This window comes from Aliikangiella aequoris, assembly GCF_053709105.1.
The window spans coordinates 2,295,810-2,313,030 of the sequence record NZ_CM132298.1; the positions used below are offsets into that span (position 1 = coordinate 2,295,810).

The 17,221-nt window shown below is 38.9% G+C and carries 18 protein-coding genes and 1 pseudogene; 2 read left to right on the top strand and 17 right to left on the bottom strand.

Going from position 1 to position 17,221, the window contains the following annotated elements; genetic code table 11:
* Nucleotides 1-21: 21 nt before the first annotated feature.
* Both ACUR5C_RS09930 and ACUR5C_RS09935 read right to left on the bottom strand, forming a co-directional pair.
* Nucleotides 22-1,374 (bottom strand): saccharopine dehydrogenase C-terminal domain-containing protein, encoded by a 1,353-nt coding sequence (locus ACUR5C_RS09930; RefSeq protein ID WP_454467875.1) that lies wholly within the window; start codon nt 1,372-1,374, stop codon nt 22-24.
* 206 nt (nt 1,375-1,580) lie between these two features.
* A complete protein-coding gene (locus ACUR5C_RS09935; protein WP_454464965.1) occupies nt 1,581-2,216 on the bottom strand; it encodes a chalcone isomerase family protein in 636 nt (211 codons plus the stop codon).
* A gap of 738 nt (nt 2,217-2,954) precedes the next feature.
* Here ACUR5C_RS09935 and ACUR5C_RS09940 point away from each other — a divergent pair.
* Nucleotides 2,955-4,211 (top strand): TonB family protein, encoded by a 1,257-nt coding sequence (locus ACUR5C_RS09940; RefSeq protein WP_454464966.1) that lies wholly within the window; start codon nt 2,955-2,957, stop codon nt 4,209-4,211.
* A 468-nt stretch (nt 4,212-4,679) separates the two neighbouring features.
* Here ACUR5C_RS09940 and ACUR5C_RS09945 read toward each other — a convergent pair whose 3' ends face one another.
* The 10 genes from ACUR5C_RS09945 to ACUR5C_RS09990 form a co-directional block, all read right to left on the bottom strand.
* Entirely contained in the window at nt 4,680-6,074 is a 1,395-nt protein-coding gene (locus ACUR5C_RS09945) for a hypothetical protein (RefSeq protein ID WP_454464967.1), read from the bottom strand.
* Nucleotides 6,075-6,265: 191 nt separating this feature from the next.
* A complete protein-coding gene (locus ACUR5C_RS09950; RefSeq protein ID WP_454464968.1) occupies nt 6,266-6,664 on the bottom strand; it encodes a DUF6174 domain-containing protein in 399 nt (132 codons plus the stop codon).
* An 84-nt stretch (nt 6,665-6,748) separates the two neighbouring features.
* Nucleotides 6,749-7,234, bottom strand: coding sequence for a hypothetical protein (locus ACUR5C_RS09955; protein WP_454464969.1), 486 nt, complete (start codon nt 7,232-7,234; stop codon nt 6,749-6,751).
* A 55-nt stretch (nt 7,235-7,289) separates the two neighbouring features.
* Nucleotides 7,290-7,568 (bottom strand): hypothetical protein, encoded by a 279-nt coding sequence (locus tag ACUR5C_RS09960; RefSeq protein WP_454464970.1) that lies wholly within the window; start codon nt 7,566-7,568, stop codon nt 7,290-7,292.
* A 187-nt stretch (nt 7,569-7,755) separates the two neighbouring features.
* Nucleotides 7,756-8,733, bottom strand: a complete 978-nt coding sequence (locus ACUR5C_RS09965; RefSeq protein WP_454464971.1) for a transposase — start codon at nt 8,731-8,733, stop codon at nt 7,756-7,758.
* A 40-nt stretch (nt 8,734-8,773) separates the two neighbouring features.
* Nucleotides 8,774-8,941, bottom strand: a complete 168-nt coding sequence (locus ACUR5C_RS09970) for a hypothetical protein (protein ID WP_454464972.1) — start codon at nt 8,939-8,941, stop codon at nt 8,774-8,776.
* A 123-nt stretch (nt 8,942-9,064) separates the two neighbouring features.
* Nucleotides 9,065-10,255, bottom strand: coding sequence for an alpha/beta hydrolase (locus ACUR5C_RS09975; RefSeq protein ID WP_454464973.1), 1,191 nt, complete (start codon nt 10,253-10,255; stop codon nt 9,065-9,067).
* A 137-nt stretch (nt 10,256-10,392) separates the two neighbouring features.
* Nucleotides 10,393-10,869 carry a DUF6882 domain-containing protein gene (locus ACUR5C_RS09980; RefSeq protein WP_454464974.1) on the bottom strand — a complete coding sequence of 159 codons (477 nt, stop codon included), beginning with the start codon at nt 10,867-10,869 and terminating at the stop codon, nt 10,393-10,395.
* A 51-nt stretch (nt 10,870-10,920) separates the two neighbouring features.
* On the bottom strand, nt 10,921-11,340 hold the full coding sequence (locus ACUR5C_RS09985) for a DUF4279 domain-containing protein (RefSeq protein ID WP_454464975.1): 420 nt from the start codon (nt 11,338-11,340) through the stop codon (nt 10,921-10,923).
* A gap of 67 nt (nt 11,341-11,407) precedes the next feature.
* A complete protein-coding gene (locus tag ACUR5C_RS09990; protein WP_454464976.1) occupies nt 11,408-11,752 on the bottom strand; it encodes a ribonuclease E inhibitor RraB in 345 nt (114 codons plus the stop codon).
* A gap of 376 nt (nt 11,753-12,128) precedes the next feature.
* Here ACUR5C_RS09990 and ACUR5C_RS09995 point away from each other — a divergent pair.
* Nucleotides 12,129-12,308, top strand: a pseudogene (locus ACUR5C_RS09995) (site-specific integrase); the annotation flags it as partial.
* A gap of 75 nt (nt 12,309-12,383) precedes the next feature.
* Here ACUR5C_RS09995 and ACUR5C_RS10000 read toward each other — a convergent pair.
* The 5 genes from ACUR5C_RS10000 to ACUR5C_RS10020 form a co-directional block, all read right to left on the bottom strand.
* Nucleotides 12,384-13,367 carry a PH domain-containing protein gene (locus ACUR5C_RS10000; RefSeq protein ID WP_454464977.1) on the bottom strand — a complete coding sequence of 328 codons (984 nt, stop codon included), beginning with the start codon at nt 13,365-13,367 and terminating at the stop codon, nt 12,384-12,386.
* A gap of 56 nt (nt 13,368-13,423) precedes the next feature.
* On the bottom strand, nt 13,424-14,212 hold the full coding sequence (locus ACUR5C_RS10005) for an MBL fold metallo-hydrolase (protein WP_454464978.1): 789 nt from the start codon (nt 14,210-14,212) through the stop codon (nt 13,424-13,426).
* The gene (gene bamC / locus ACUR5C_RS10010) at nt 14,196-15,275 is read right to left on the bottom strand and encodes an NlpB/DapX family lipoprotein (protein WP_454464979.1); all 1,080 of its coding nucleotides are present in this window, start codon (nt 15,273-15,275) and stop codon (nt 14,196-14,198) included. The genes ACUR5C_RS10005 and bamC overlap by 17 nt, the downstream gene beginning before the upstream one ends.
* 16 nt (nt 15,276-15,291) lie before the next feature.
* A complete protein-coding gene (gene dapA, locus ACUR5C_RS10015; protein WP_454464980.1) occupies nt 15,292-16,206 on the bottom strand; it encodes a 4-hydroxy-tetrahydrodipicolinate synthase in 915 nt (304 codons plus the stop codon).
* Between the two features lie 244 nt (nt 16,207-16,450).
* A complete protein-coding gene (locus ACUR5C_RS10020) occupies nt 16,451-17,083 on the bottom strand; it encodes a MiaE family protein (protein ID WP_454464981.1) in 633 nt (210 codons plus the stop codon).
* Nucleotides 17,084-17,221: the final 138 nt, after the last annotated feature.

Sequence of the window (17,221 nt, forward strand, 5' to 3'; positions counted from 1 at the left end):
AAGCTAGCGAGTGTTTCTTAGTTATAAATTATTAAGAAAGCTCGCTTCATCTTGCCCTTGAATCACTTCATCATGCATTACTATATTCTTTGCTTCTAATTCAGCCAGCACAGGCAAGTAAATATCTTTAGTGACTGGAATACAAACTCCTTTGCGATCAATGACCCCTTTCAATATTAAATCAGCAGCAATTGCGGCTGGGTAGCCGACTGTTTTCGCCATGGCACTAAACCCGCCCACATCGCCAGTTTCGACTAAAGTGCTACGATGCATTATGCGCTCTCCAGTTTCACTCACAAGTAGCATGCGGTGCTGCATCGCAATCATATCTTGCTCTCCTTCAGCGTATTTTAGCTTTTCACTTAATAAGTGGCTAAACGCCTCCATTGGTGAATTTCCGGTTATTTCTAGCTCAGATAAACAACCCAACCACTCGAAATGTTGCTGCATCTCAGCATTTTGAAACAGTCCATCAATTTTATCAGTCGCTACTTGGTTTAAATTGGCTATTAGAGCTAACCAGTGAGTTGGACGTGCCTCTTGAAAAGGCGCTTGGCTTAATAGTCCTAAGGCTTTCGCTTGATCAATTATTGGACAGAATCCTGGGTAACGTAAGGTGCCTCGTAAAAGTGTTTTAACTTCAGGTATACGGTAACTTTCTCGATAACTGACTGAGTCACGGTTTGCGTAGCCTTGCAATTGAAGTGACTCGCTAAAGTAGACGTCTCGTTTAGAGCTTAAAAGATCTTTGCTTGGTATTTTACTAATCTCACCCTGACTTAAATATTGAGCATCATTGTTTAGTGCCATTAAAACGCCTAAAGGCGACCAAGAAAATTTGTATCCTAAAGGGTTGTTACTGGCTTCTGGCGCAGGTAAGCCGCCGCACCAAGAAACAAGTGCTTCAACTTTTTGACCTTTATCATGGGCTTCATCAATTACCTTCATCGCAGTCATGTGATCAACCCCGGGATCAACGCCAATTTCATTAAGAATTGTAATACCAGCTTGTTTGGCTAGAGGGTCTAGAGCCCACATATCCTGATGAGTGTAACTCGCGGTAACCATTGATTTTTTTTCTGAAATACAGATTTTTGCAACACTCACGTGGAACTGATAAGGCACAAAGGAAATTACAATATCTGCGACTTTAATTAGCTCGCGTAGCTCCGCTTCACTCGTAACATCAACTGCTAACGGAGTAATTCTTTCTCGGTTGGCGGCGAGTTTTTCGGCCTCGTGTAAAAACTGAGAACCAATTGTGATGTGGTGTTGTTTTGCATGTAAATGCTCCACTAAAGGGCCCGTAACAAACCCTGCACCTAATAATAAAATATTCGACATGTCGACTCGCTTAACCTTTTGTTTATTAATTGAGCAATGCTGACTCTTTTTTTATAGAATTTAAAGACAGCAGCTTGGCTTTAAAGCGGCAAAGAATAACGAGGATTAAACGCAGAGTAAAGCCCCAATAGGTCAAGAGAATAGAAATGTTTAGAATAGGGTGAAACAAAAACCACAAAAAGCCTAAGCTAAAAACTTAGACTTTTTGAGGTGACAAAACGGGAAATTTAAACGGCTTAAAGTGAAATATATTTTCGCAGAAGATCAACGGCAAAATCGCCTTCGTTATTACCAATAATACCTTCTTTAAACTGTGAATGCGGTGGTCTACGACCTATCCAAGTGTTTAGGATAAGCTTATACAGCCCTTGTGATCTCTCAATCTCACCGAGTACTCGCCCGTTCAACGACACTCTAACTCCTATATCAGGATGAAAGTCGATTGTTAAAGAGTCACCTTTTTTGTAACGGCCACTAAAAAGTCTGAAAAAGCGTGAAATGTTTTGGCTTTCATCTTTAATACTTTGGCGTGGATTATTGATTCGCATGCTTTCGCTCAGCTTGCGCTTAAAACTTCTCGCCGACACCCCAGACGGATCCGCAAATCGAAACTCCATTCGGCGTGGCACATCGATTAATAAAAAGTCGACACTTCTATCGAACTGTACATTTTCATCGAGATACATCGCTCCAATGTAGTAGTCTCCATTAAGGTTTTGAGTAAGAGCCATACCCACCATTAATAAAGCGGAGCCTTCAATTGTAGTTCTTTGAGCTTCGAGCATTTTTTCACTATCAGTTTTTTCCGCAGCCCAACTAAACACGGAAACTACTGAAAAAATAAACAATACTATCTTTGATTTTAACTTCACAATCTACCCCGCTTGCTTTATTCACTAATTATTAACGTCAACAAAATGGTTTATGCTTGTTTATAATTTTTCGCTGACGACTACTTAATCGCAATCTATTAATACTTTGTTAAGGCGCTTATTTGCCTGCCAACAACGCTTAATTTCGGCTTAAAACACTTAATTTTGGCCAAAAACACTTGCCAAAGTAATCACTAGACGAGTTCCTTTCATATCTTTTAGCTTAGTTAAGCGTTTTAAGTCAAATTTTTCCGTTTATTTTTAATCAGTTTCTTCGCAAAAAGCAATATTTTGGCTACTTTCGTCCAAAATAAGTGAATATTACCGATTTATCCCTTTTTTGTTTACCAACATCACCCTAATCTCAAAACCTTAATTGCTCACCTGAGCACAAAACTTATTGATTAATTTTAATTTATTTCGTATAACATTGAATAATAAACATATAATCTTCAATTGATGAATTTGTGCTAATATAGTCAATTATGTTACTGCTCAACGGGCATTACTTTTTACAACTCGCCTTGACTCGCAGTATAACTAAATAAGCCAATTCAGCTGCAAAGCTAAGAATGCAGTCGCTAAGCTAAGATTGAACACATTATGTTAGGTTAAAGCTGAATATTGGCTTAACTAATGCTCTCACATATCGTATTCTGTTAATCCGCCATAGAATTGGGTAGGATTGACGAATTAACAATCTGACCGAAGATAACTCACTTAACTGGAGCGTTGTTCATGCATTATCAAAACATCGTTAGAAAAAGCTTTATCGCTACCGTCTTTTTGGCAGCGCTTTTTCTGCTGTATCCAATTAATCACCTTAAAGCGAATGAAACAGTAACCCTCAGCGATGGCTCTCAACTGAAGCTAATTGGTATAGGTATGTTTCAAGAATTGCGTAACGACATATACTTAGGTGCGCTTTACGGGCCTCAATCGGTCGATCAAGTAGAGCTTCTGTTGGATCAAAATGTTGCCTCGAGAATGTCATTAAGGTTTGTTTCATCCTACTCTAACCGTAAACTGGCACGACATTGGAAAGAGCGCATGGCTATGAATAACTCACGCTCTGAATGGCAACCCTTCACCCGTGAAATCGTTGGATTTTCTCGACTTTTTAAGCGTCAGCTAGATAGCAGTGATGAAATCAATATAGATTACGTTCCGGGAGTAGGAACTCAGGTTTTTATCAATGGCACTCTATTCGACACTATCGAAAAACCAGGCTTTATGGGTTTATTACTGAATGTTTGGCTAGGCAATATTCCGCCTACTAAAGCTTTTAAATCAGCTATAAGAGGCAATGTTGACACCACTGATACCTATCTTGCACAATTTGCGGCTCTCCAGCCGGTTGCAGGCAAATTTGACGCCGACAAGCCTTCTAATGAAACTCAAGTAGCTAAAGTAGAACAGACAAAGCCTCAAGCAGAAAAACCCGAGCCTAAAAAAGCACAACCAGAAAAGGTTGTGTCTAAAAAGCCAGAACCTAAAAAGCCTGATCCTGAGCCAGTAAAAGTGAATCAACCTAAAACCGTTGATAACTCGGCTAAGGCTTCTCCACAACAAGAAAAGATCGCCAATAATAAAGGCGCTTCTTCAAACTCAAAACCAGCTATTGAAACACCAAAACAGCCACCTAAAAGAGAGCCTGTGAAAGTAGCAAAAATTGAGCCGCCAATTGAAGACTTAATTGATGTGGATTTAATTACAGGTTCTTACACTCGAGATTTAATTAACACGATTAAAGAGTACCAGTCTTACCCTCGTGAAGCTTTAAGAGAGCAAGAAGAAGGTGATGTCACCGCCATGGTGACCATTAATACCTCTGGAGAAGTCGAAGAAATTAAACTAATTGAACGCTCTGGTTCTCGAATACTTGACCGAGCGGTAACGCGAATTATTCGCAAGGCAGCTCCTTTCCAAGCCATACCCACAGAACTTGAAAAGTCAGAGTTTACTTTTGAAGTAGCAATTAGTTTTAAGCTTTAAAGACAAAGAAATGAGGAGGCTTAGCGCCTCCTCTATGTTTTTACATTATGCTTAGTGATATTAATTAATTCATTGAGTCTAAAACTATCATCTCAGTCACTGCGCTTAACACCCTAGGTGTGGCGTTCTAATAAAGCAGTTTAATTGTTTGCCTGATAGTCTTTTAAATTGTCGCTTTCAATTTGCGATTCGTTGAACACTTACGCCAAATTCCTTGGCAACTACGGCTTATGTGATACTAGGCTTCCTAGAACGAAGAGCTGCTTCTCGTCTAAATCCTTAATTGTAGTCTTGATACTTCTTCCTGCTCATAATACACCTCCAGTAGATGCTGATATAACGCTAGAAGATTGTCCGTAGATTATGCGGAAGACTTTTGCTTAACGCTCTACTCTGAAAACAGCACTCCTTGTGTGCTGTTTTCAGCTGTTTCTTGGTGACTCGAGAGCTTTTAAATATTCGTAGCCATCAAAACTCACTCTCGAGTTGCTCTAGTAACTTGAGGATGGAGGAGTTGCTTTTGGTATCCTCTTCTATAAATCGCATATAATATGATTTTCGCGAAACTCCACTAAAAGGATGTCTTTTGAGCTCGGCTTCTTTCAGTGCACTGGAGTAGTCAGAAGCATCATCGACATCCGTGATTCTAAAAGTACGTGAAACGTAACTACTCGCAGCTATTGCTTGTTCTATCTCTGCTGGCAACCTTGGCACAAATGCATTCTGGACGTTTGGAGAATAGATTGCCCATAACGTCGCATTATAATCTTCATCGACAAAACGGGAATAGAAGTACTTAAAGTCGTAGTCTTCACTACCTTGCGCGGAGATGGAGTAGCTTTGTTCTGCCTCATTATAATTGGCTACTATTGGTGTCTCTAGAGGTGCGTCTCCAATTAATGCCATATCGCTCGAGTCCTGATAGGAGTATCGGTATATAACGCCTAAGTTACTCTGTCCGTTATAACTACCTTCGACCTCTCGTGAAATTTCATAATAGTGGCTTCCGAGATCAACTTCATCAAGCGTGCGAATTCCCCAATTGCTGGCTGCCTTAAGATAATAAGTTCCGTCTAAATAACGTGCGTGAGATAACCAAAAGTCTTCCAGGTGTTCAGGCTTGGGAACTGTTTCAGAAACCATATTTAATGGAATAACTTCGTTCAATTTGTCAATTGTAGGATTTTCAAGGATACCAAACTTAAATTCATGAAGGCAGTCGGCACAACCTATTGCAGTTAAAGCACCGAATACTAAAGGCGAATCAGAGTCTTCACCACAGATTTCCTGAGCCCTGTAGATTGCGGTAGCGCCGCCATCAGTGCTCCAGTTAGAATAGGGATCGTGCAACCTGTTCCAATCAAGAGTAACGTGAGTGACAAGCTCTTCAGGATTGTCTAATTGAGCAATTTCAGCAGTAATCGTCGCAGATTGACATTGGCAATCGCTGTCTTCAAGCGTGTAACTACCAGTGAATATTGGCACTACGTAATTGTCGACGTCAACATCGATAAAACTTCGGATGATGTTAACCTTACCTAGCGGTTGATCGGCAGATGCAATGACAGTAAAAGAAACCTGACTACCTAAATCAAGATCAAGCTCAATCAACCCATTTTCGCCGGTAGTATATGTAGTAAAATCAGCCTGCGGGTTCTGGCTTGGAGATTCATCGTAAACCAAAACAGTCGCATCCATCACGCCCTTTAGAACATTACATTTATTTTCTTGCATAACCCAAAGGCTAAACGCCTTTTCGCTTATTGGCTGTGGATCTAAATCTATTTCTTCGGATGAACCACCGCCGCAGCCCATAAAAGTTATTAAGATAAATATACCGAGGAGTAGCCTAATCTTATTCATTATCATTTCCTTTGGTTGTAAAGCTAAATATTTCATTTTAGATTTCGTTCCAAACACTTGACGCCTGTATAAATTGAGCCGTTTGCGTAGCGCAGTTTTATGCGAAAATGGCTGTAAGCCACGCATAATAGGAGTATCGCACGATAGTGCGCTGCGAGTAAGTGGTCAAATTCACATATTGGTTAGAGCTTTTACTCAAGCAATTCAAAATCACTGACTGAATAAAAGCACTCATCATCTACTGCCCCAGCGCTCCAATCTACTGAGATCTTTGTTGGAAAGCCATATAGTCTATGATAATCGACCGAAAGCTCTGCAGCACTCATTGCTTTCTCAAGTTTCTCAAATAGGTTTTCGATTACCAGCCCACTTCGGGAACCTTCAGGTTCACCTTCTTCGGGAGGCTTGATATTTACTTTGCCAAATATAACCATCACTTCACTTTTTTGAACAAACATACATCCGTTGAAAATTGTGTATGAATAGTTTTGAGGTTTGGTTTGATCCCAAATTTGTTTCTGAACCTCAATATCGCCATAAGTACGAGTATTGTATGAAAATGCATAATAGACAGCAGACATAGCAATCATAACTGCAAGTACCGTCAATATTGTGAAAGGGTTTCGTGAATCTAAAATTTCTATACAGCTCTAACTCCTCAAACAGTAGTTCATCTACTGCTTTGACTGGTTAAACTCATTGCCAAGATAATGCAAGTTGCCTTGAAGCCACTTCATGTTCTTAACATCTGAGTCAGTATCAAGTAATTCTTTGTAGCCTTCAGAGCATGATTCCAAAGAAGGATTATGCACTCTTAACAGGTAACTGACATCTAGTGCATTTTGATCGAAAATAGCATCAGAGTTCTTTGTCTTGATTCTATGAGCGATATTTATTAATTCTCGGTTTCTCTCCACCCAAACATCAAATGCACTTCCCCATTTCTTGCTCAATTCTTCGTTGTGTTTTGAGCACTGAACTTTCCTTACCTTCGTATTTCTTACAAGATAAAAAACTGTGTCTGCGGCATCTTCGGCAGAACATACAGCATGAAGCACCTGTACATCTTCTGGAGGATTACAAGGATCGATAGTTTCTTCTTCCGCAAAAGTTGCAAAAGAGTTAAGTATTAACATTAAGAATACAATTTTTAGTTTCATACGTTTAACGCTTAATTGTGTTGCGCGTCTTCCCGCGTCAACCACCTATTTCTGGTTAAGCGATTGGCTGAGGAGCACTACAATACCCAGCCGAGTCGTAACCATCTCTAATTTCATCTAGAACGTGTTGTACAGTCCACTCAAGTTGATCTTGATTGCACCAATACTCGTTTATGGTTCCAAATGAGCTATAGGAAGAGCGGTTGAATCCATCCTCAATATCATTGAACCAGATGACGCTATTTCCAATTACAGCAACAACCCAAAAACCTTTACCTTCATTCCCGTATGGTTCTTGCTGCTGGCGAAGAAAGTCGAAGAAAGGGACATCCATTTTTATACCTGCTTTATATTACAACACCACACCATAACTTTAAAGCGCCCCAGTCTGCGTTTTATGAGAATAATTTTATCGAATTAGATTCAATCAGGACATTTTTCGGATAGATATTAATTTTCAGGAAACACTAAGCCTCAGCCGAGCTGATTAAGGTACTACGAGTTGATAAATTATGATTTAGCTAAAGAAACAACCGCTGACTTGCAGAAAGCCCTTTGACTAATTTTCTTTCTGCTACATCCATAAAATGCGTAATTGCACTGGGAGAGCCAATGACACTGAGTTGCGATAAATCATCTTTTTGTTTCATCAATGAAACAAACTCATCAGCATGGAGATTAAGACGGTTTAATATTGGCGGTGTACTCTGTTCAATATAACCTCGTTTTGTGGGAAGTATCGCACGGCCTAACCAGTCGACTAATTCGATATAGTCTTGCTGGGTTACGTTAATTGCATTTTTATGTTTTTGTTTTGATTGGGTGAGTTTAAGCAGAGGTATAGTTGTTTCTATTTTAGTTTTTAATTGCTGCTTGATTCGCTGTTGAATTGAGGTGAAGTCAGATTTTTCTGGCGTCTTAGCCATTTTAGCTCGGATAGGATTTAAATCGACATAACCCATTGCGGTGATAACTGCGGCTTCATCTAACAATGGCTGAGATTTGAAGCGCCCTTCCCAGAAACGGCCTTTACATTCATCCTCTTTGTTTGCTTCTCTGGCCAGGTATTCGTTTAAACCGCGCATAAACCAAGAGATATCCATCAGTCGCTCTCGCCATTTTTGAATCATACCTTGCGCTACTTCCGCTATGCCTTGCGCCTGTGGATTTTTAATATACTGCTGTACCACAGGCGGAATTTTATAGAGTCGTTTCCAGCGCCGAATAATATTGGCCTCACTCCAGCCTTTGGCTTTGTCGTCATCGACTCTAAGCACAAGGTGATAATGGTTTGACATAATGGCGTAACTCGCCACTTCAATGGCGAATGAATCTAATTGATAGGCAACTCGTTCGACTATCCAGTGTCTGCGATGCTCAAAATTCTTTCCAGAGAATTTATCTTCGCCACATAAAAATGCGCGTCTTACACAACGAGAGATACAGTGATAATAAGTGGTTGAAGCTAAATCAATAATTGAATTGCGAGCGCGAGTCATCGTTGAAATCCCTTCTAGTTTGATACCCTTTTAAACCAAACTAATAAAAACTCGCGCCGCCGTCAAATTTATCTTGAGATGTTTTTTGAAAAAGTTGTGGGTGTCCCTTTTTTTTCGTAGGAAATGGATAACGCTCTTCATCGCCTAGTTCATTAATATATTGAATGTAACTATTTTTATATTCGGCTGAGGGTAATATTAAGTCCATTTTATCTCCGAGTTCATGACCGCTCTTAACACCTAATCAATAGGCAAAAATTTGTTAGCAAAAATAGCAACTTAGGAGAAAAAGCCAACTGCATGTTCACCTTGTATAACTTCTTGCTAGGTTTTATATATCTACCTTTGATTGAGCTTGATTAACCATATCTTGTAGAGCATCTATAATATTAGCCTCACGCTTTTGTTGCTTAGCTAAATTAAGTGCCTTAACAAAACTGCTGTATGATTTTTCATGCTTGCTTGCCTTGGCATAACCTTGTGCCAGTCTCATATGAGCATAAGAGTTGTTAGCGTAGTCTTGAACAAACTGCTCCAAAGTAACAATAGCTTCGTCTGTTCGCTGATTCATATGCTGCTGATCAGCAAACTCTACGTAGGTATCAACAGGAACTGAAATAGTGAAACCAAATTGTTTTGATAAGGCGGCATAGTAATCTTTAAGAGCTGAAACATCTGCATACTTAGCTAATGCAGGCGTGACATTAAAATTAATATCAGAATATAAGTACTCTAAACCACTGCTTACCGATGGTAGAATACCACTCATGTGTGTGCGTTCTGGATAGTGTTCAAATTTCCAATCTAAATTAGTTGGCTTATTTCTTTCCATGTTGGTTAACAACTCTAATGTGCCGGTATAAAAAAGACCGCCTTCACCAGCAACCGAAAGAAAAAGTTTTTGTTTTTTACGGTCAGTTAATGTGAGTTTTTTTGAATTTTGAATAATTTCATCATAACTCCACCACCCATTTGCGCTTATTGATAAATAATTGTTGAATAACTCAGGCCTTTCAAACAAGGCGGATAGCGCCAATGTTCCAGCATTGGAATGCCCAACAATAGTTCTATGCGGGTATGTCGGGTATTTTTTATCTATAAATGGAAATAACTCGTCACTGAGAAATTTTAGAAAGTTCTTCTGTCCAGACTTAGGCCATTTAGACTTAACGAAAGTTTGAAAATTGGTTTTAGGTTCACCGTCTATTGCAGGCAAATAATCACGCGGTCGATTGGTTGTTTGAATCCCTACGACCATCGTCTTTGGTATTTGTTTATAATCGACTAAGGACTGGACAATGCCAGTAACTGTATGAAAATGATGTTGGCTATCAAGTAAATAAATAACATATAGCGAGTCGTCGTCATTTACCCCTTTGGGTATATAAACGGAAATTGGTCTATCTTCACCTATAACTTCAGAATATAGAGTTAACTTTTCGCCGATGGTTATTTCTTCGGACGCTGATTTTTCAGATATTATAACTAAAATAATAAAAAGTAATAATGTAAATAACCGCATGAATAGATCCTTTTTATTTACTCGATTGTGACTTTAAAGCCTAACGCTCAGCTCACCGCGCAAATTTTGGATGGCGACTTTTTTGCGTCTTTTTGCAAAAAAGGTGACAGCTAAAATTTGTCCGGTGGAGCTGCTTGTTATGAGTTGACATTTTGCACTTGATCCAATGCGTAAAAGTACTGCGTGTTATTTGCTGGGCCACGATAGACGCCTTGATATTCTAAAAGGTACAATGACATTCCAGCAATTTCCCATGTCATATCTTCGTCAATTTCAGCCATCTCATTACCAAACATCTCGTAACCTGTTAATTCTTCAAGTTGCTTTAGCTGCGCCGACTTTTCTCTTAGTGAATCGGGAAAGGCTTCGTTAGCCCATGCCCACATCCAAGTTTTGCTATCCGAGTTATAACTACCAATTGGAATTATCTTTGCCGTAACTTCAATAACAGCATTATTTAAAAAATAGATTTCCTCTTTATCGAAGTCGTATTCAAAACGATCGAATGAACCAAATCCATAATCGTCAATGAGCATTTGCTGCTTTTTCTCTAGCTCATCGAAGCAACTATCCAAATATTTTTGAAACTCTTCGTCATCCATAATTTCTTTCACTCATAACGCCTAGTTGAGTGCGCGATGTTAGCGTCAATTTCCAACACCTTGTTAGCTGATTTCATCAAATGCATCCTTAGCATATTGTGACATTTCTATACCCAGATTTAACCTTCCCGCTATAGCAATCAATTCCTTTGGAAGATGATCATTCTGATTTACAATTTCTTCGTTCAGCCTTGAATAAATAGGAAAGTCTAAATAAGCATCAACACTCTCTGTCATAACTAATAACGTTGACAATTCATTATAATACTTAGAAAGAAACTCCAATGCATCAGTTACTTGGCCTGGAAAATCGTCCCAATCTTTTTCTGATACATCAAATGAAAGAGTATATTCTCTACATACTCTTGTCTTTTTCTTGTTCCGAAATTCACCTTTATCGTAAACACTGTAAACGGGGATTTTGGTTTCTTCGGCGAATTTCTTAAACGAATAGGTATCACTGTTTATTCTGAGTATGCACATAATTCCTTTTCGAAGCTAACGCCCAAATAAATTGAGCGTTTTTCCTGCTTCAATTTTCATTTTCTTGTTAGGAGCCATTTTGTGCAACACATCCCCAACCGTCAAATTCCACACCGTACAATTCAGCCAAGCAAGTCATAAAACCAGAAACACAAAGAGCTACTTGTTGCGTCACAGGCATATTTATCACAGCATTAACATAGTGCTCACCATCGTCGAATTCAAAACTTGCTTTCCCAAACTGAAAATCTTCAATAAATCCCGCTACAGTCTTCGCTTTTTCTTCGGTTTCACATCTGAAATGGAAGTCTACTTCTCGAAACTTGGAGAAATTGTCCCCATCTTGATCTAGTCTACGAAGCACATCTGTGTCCGCTTCAGCCGAATCTATAATCTTTTCGATCACTGACATATTGTGCTCCTAACAGATGATTGTATTCAGTAAATCACAATTAAATTCAAACACTTGTTTAAATTATTACTGAATAATTGATTTAAATCTGATACTTACCTAACTTCACTTTAAAGTCAATCCCGTAACTACTTAACTTTACTGCGTACAATTCCAGACTCACTTTTTGACAACGTTTTAAATCAATAAGTTAGCGACTTGAAGCGTCGTAATTGCAAAACACCTTGACAATAACTACTTGTATGAGTAGTTTTACATTGAACGCCAAGGAGGATGTAATATGACACAAAAACCGAAATTTATGCGTTTGGTTAGGGAAAGGATTAGAACGATGCAATATTCCTACTTTACCGAAAAAAGCTAGGTTTATTGGGTTAAAAGCTACATTCACTTTCATAACCTCAACCACCCCAAGGATATGTCGTCTAATGAAGTCAACGATTTCCTAACGCATCTCGCAGTAGATCGTAAAGTTTCGCCTGCAACTCAAAACCAAGCTTTGTGTGCTTTGGTATTAAAAATAGTTATGGCTGTCCGCACATTTTCATATTATTAATTAACTACTATTTGGTTACTGAGGTAACCGAAACTATTTACTTTTGCTTATTGACTAGAGAGCGTCTTAAATGTGTTATAACGATTTTTCTCGATACTTTTCTATAGCTAAAATAAACTCGTTAGGTGAATCTACGCCTAAATAGATTAACTTACCCGAATTGAGCTTGATTTCTATATTTGGGTTTCCTGCCAAATTGAATCGCTTAATATTAGCTGACCTAGGTATAAATTTTGAATTAGGTTGTATGTGATTAATTTCACTTAAAGCAATAATTAATGGGTTCCATATGCCATATCTTACAATAACGCTGTCTGGAACAATTGAAATAGGTCTAATTGCAATCGCTTTATACTCTGCAATAAAAAAGACTAAACCTAGAAGAGTTAAGCCTGTTGTTAAATTGGCTGAAAACGGTGACCATAAGAAATGTAACAACAAATGCATAACGGGTAATTCAAATAAAATAATAAAAATAAAACCTAATTGATTACTTTGAGTGCCATCTTTTTTATGACAGCAAAAATGATTATCACCAACAAAATTTTGCTGCTTTATCTTTTTTGAAAATAATGCGTATGTCCAAACTCTTGACTCAAACGAAAGCAAGGAGCTTATAGCACCTTTACCTAGAATTTTTTCTATTGGTTTTGATATAGCCAAATCTGGATCAGTATCTTTGGAAAGCGAAGCTTTGATTGCAAAAAAAACGGTAAGAATAGTGGTAATTTCCAAAACGATAAACGCAGCAATAGCAAGATAGCGCAATGATTCAAGATAAGGCCATACAACCTTTGAGCTTTCAGGAATAATAAAGCTACCAAGAAATATAATTAAACAACTATAGGCAACAGCTTTAATGGCAGCTTCTTTCTTATCTTTAACAAGCCAAAAGCATAAGATAGGTAAAACTATTAAACCATCGATTAGCAAAAGCCATTCTGGTTTTTCTACGCCATATTCATTAAGAGCATTGGCGCTTTGATAGTAAAAAGTCCAGAAAACAGAAATAACTGCAAGAAAGATAAATGGGATATTCTTTTTAGCTAAAGTTTGCACCGATACTCCTTATCGTTATAAAGACACTAAAGACAGCCCTTTAGTCTTGCCAAAGATTATACAGTAATCCAGTCAAAACCAGACTCTTGGTGAGCTATTTGTGTTTCAAATTTATCTGCAAAACTAGCACGGTTAATTGTGTCTAAAACAATACTCGCATCGTTGTTCTCCTCACTTAAATGCATGGCGACCAAGTAACGCAGTTTTTCCAAATTAAGCTTTTCAATTAACGCTTTCGCTTGGTGATTATTTAAATGACCAAGCTCGCCGCCGACGCGCTTTTTTAATGAAACGGGGTATTGTCCGCCTTCTAACAAGTTAATATCGTGATTAAACTCTAATAACAGCACATCACAATCGCGGTATTTGCTTTCTACGTATGGCGTAATATGCCCTAAATCGGTCAACAAACCTATTGACTTATCTTTAGCGTGAACAACAAATTGACATGCTTCTCTGGCATCGTGAGGTACTAATACAGGAGATATTTCTAAAGACTTTATACTAAATGGAAACTGGCTGTTAAAGCAGTTAAGCAGCTTAATTTTTTCAGCTTTGGGGTGGAAGCTAGTCCCTCGCGACATCCAAACTGGAATTTTGTAGCGGTTTGAAAAAGTTGGAACACCATTAAAGTGATCGCCATGTTCATGGGTCACTAGTATCGCGTCGACTTGCTCTGGTTTAACACCACGCAGCGCAAGTTTACTTTCAAGCGTTTTGCACGAAAAACCACTATCTATCATGATAGTGGTTTCTTGGTACTGGATTAACGTTGCATTGCCTTTGCTGCCAGAGCCTAAAGAAGCGACTCTAAAAGGCTTAATGTCGCTACCTTTGTCTTCCAAAACTCGCACTCAACTGCGGAAACATTTCGGTTAATTTTTTAATATCCAGCGGGCTGCCTTGTGCGTCGCTAAAAATAACCGCGGTCATTTCACCTAGCTGACGAACGGCAATCTGATACTCGCCAGCTTCTAGTGGTAGAGAAACTTTTTCAGCTGTAAATAAAGAAGCAAAGAATCCGCTTTCGGTTGGCTTATAGCTTACAAAGTAAGTCATTAAGCGCCGGTCTTTATCATTAATGTTAAAATTTAACGTAGGCAGAATTTCCGGCAGAAGCGCCCAAACTTGTTCTATAGCTACCTCTGTAACAAGCGCAGCATTACCTTTATCGTCTTTAGCAAGACGGACCTTTATGCCTTTAGGTGCTTTTGCTCGCGCTTCGGCTTCACGTGCGGTTGCAGCATTGTCATAATTAGCGATAAGCATATTTAACATTTGCGCACCATCTTCCCAAAAGCTTGGTATTGTTTCCCATTGTGCGGTATCTGGGTTTAACTTTTGCGCTGCGATTCTTTCAACATGCAAAGATAACTCACCACGCTGCACTCCCTCTCCGAAAACAACTCGATATTTAGCTCTAAACTCATCAACATCTTCTTCGCCAGCCAAACCCAACCAAACACCGCGACTATCTAATGCAACCCACCCTGTTTCAATAACCTTTTGGCTCTCTTTTTTTGTTAACTCAACTTTATTTTCAGTAAATAAATTAACAATAGACTGAGCGACAAAAGCTTTTTCATCAATAATAAATACCGAAGGTAAGTCCGACTGCTTATTAACTCGAATGTTATCTAAAACATCTAATATTTGAGTCGGCGCTTGCAATGCTAGCTCTTTACCAGCGGGAGCTTTGGCGGCAATTTCACCAATTTGAGGTACAAGTGTATAGTTTAATTTTCTTTTTTGATGAAGCCCTTCAGGTAAAACCAAAGGCTCTACTTGCTTTGCTTCAAGGTATTCGTAACTACTGTCTTTAATAAGGCCATCATCACCATAAATACTGCTGCACGCAGTTAAAATACTACAAATACCAACAAGACTTAATTTAATACAAAAATTCAAAATTGCTACTCCAGCTTTACACTAACTTAGACTCTTTAAGAGCTTGATTAATTTGTTTTTGCGATTCAGCCTCTGGGATGGTTAAAGGCTCGCGAATATAGTTATTAATTTTTTTCATTTCAGCCAACGCCCACTTTACAGGTATTGGGTTAGCTTCAATAAATAACATTTGATTAAGCAGCTTAAACCGAGAAAAGATGCGACTGGCTTTTTCAAACTCTTTATTTAATGCTAGCTCACACCATTGACTAAATTGTTGGGGTGCTAAGTTAGCAGTCACACTAATTACGCCTTGACCACCATTTTTAATAAACTCTAAAGCCGTTTCATCATCTCCACTTAATAGTAAAAACTCAGGGCCAAGCTCTTGCGAGAGAGCCACAACTCGGCTTAAATCGCCAGTTGCATCCTTTAGACCAACAATGTTGTTATGCTTTGCCAACATAATGACCGACTCGTTAGACAAATCAACCGCAGTCCTAGAAGGCACATTATATAATATAACCGGACAATCACTGTGATCGGCGACTTGCTCAAAATGCGCGACCATTCCTGCTTGCGTTGGCTTTACATAATAAGGCGTTACACAGAGTAAAGCGTCTGGCCCTAACGGGTTAATTAGGTTAGCTAACTGTAAAGTTTTTTGGGTACTTATTGCACCACAGCCCACAATAATAGGAATGCGTTTATTTGCATGTTCAATTGCAAAGGTAACCACACTTAATAATTCTTGCTGGCTTACTAGTGCAGACTCACCGGTGGTTCCCATAACCACCAGACCATGTGTACCACTGGCAATATGCCAATCTATTAACTCGCCTAATTGGCTAAAATTAACGCTTGAATCAGCGTTCATTGGCGTTACTAGCGCCACTAAACTACCAGTCAATTGATTTAAACTTTGCTCATTATTTACTGTGTTTGAATTCATTTAACTTTTCCAACTAAGACAACATGCTCAGACTAATGCTTACAAACAACCTATCTATCGGCAATATGCTCGTTATTCTGCACAAATTTAGCGTGGCGCTATGTTACAAGCCTGCTGCAACCAACTCAAGCGAAATCCTATTGGCAGCCTCGTTGTATGACTGTTTTGTTTAGTTTAGGTTCAACTTCAAGCTTATTTTTAAGGCCTTAACTCACGCTTTCCTTACAAATAGTAAGGTTGGCTTTTAGTTAGCTGCTAAAACGCACTCAGCGGGTATGCCACTATGAAATCTAAAGACATCATCTGGGCTTTGTATTAGCTCGGCCTCTAAGCTCAACATTTTTTGTACAATCGGCGTTATGTCTTGGTCAGAATATGTCTGCGCTAGTTCTAAATAATCAAGATAATGCCTCGATTCAGACTTTAATAAGTAACGATAATACTTGGCTAATTCTGGCTCAAGTGGCTCTAATTTAGGCACCAGCGCTGCAAACCTCTCACAAGAGCGAGCTTCTATGATCCCACCAATAATACAAAAGTCGACTAACTTGAATGGCTCGTTAGCTCTAGCCAGTTTACGTAATTGTCCTGCATATCTTGAAGGCGATAAGATACTGTAGGTTAGGCCTCTTGCTTGAATTTTTTCGAAAACTTGTTCGAAATGAAGTATTTCCTCTCGTGCAAGTTGCGCCATTTTGACTTGAAGCTCATGACATTGGGGGTACTTAAACATTAAGCTAAGCGCGGTAGAGGCTGCTTTTTTTTCGCATTTTGCGTGATCAATTAGCAATAAATCAATGTGAGCGGCAGCATAATCAAGCCACTCAGTCGGCGTCTCGCAATGTAAAAACGCTTTTATATGGGAAATATCTGTCATAAAACTTCACTCGCCATTTTTCGCTGAGCTAAATAAAGGCGGGATTATAGGGAATTTTTACATATTTGACGAGCTAACTTTAATGCGCTGCGTTAACTTAATATTTAGGATGGGCTTCTAGCGCGCTTTCACTAGAGA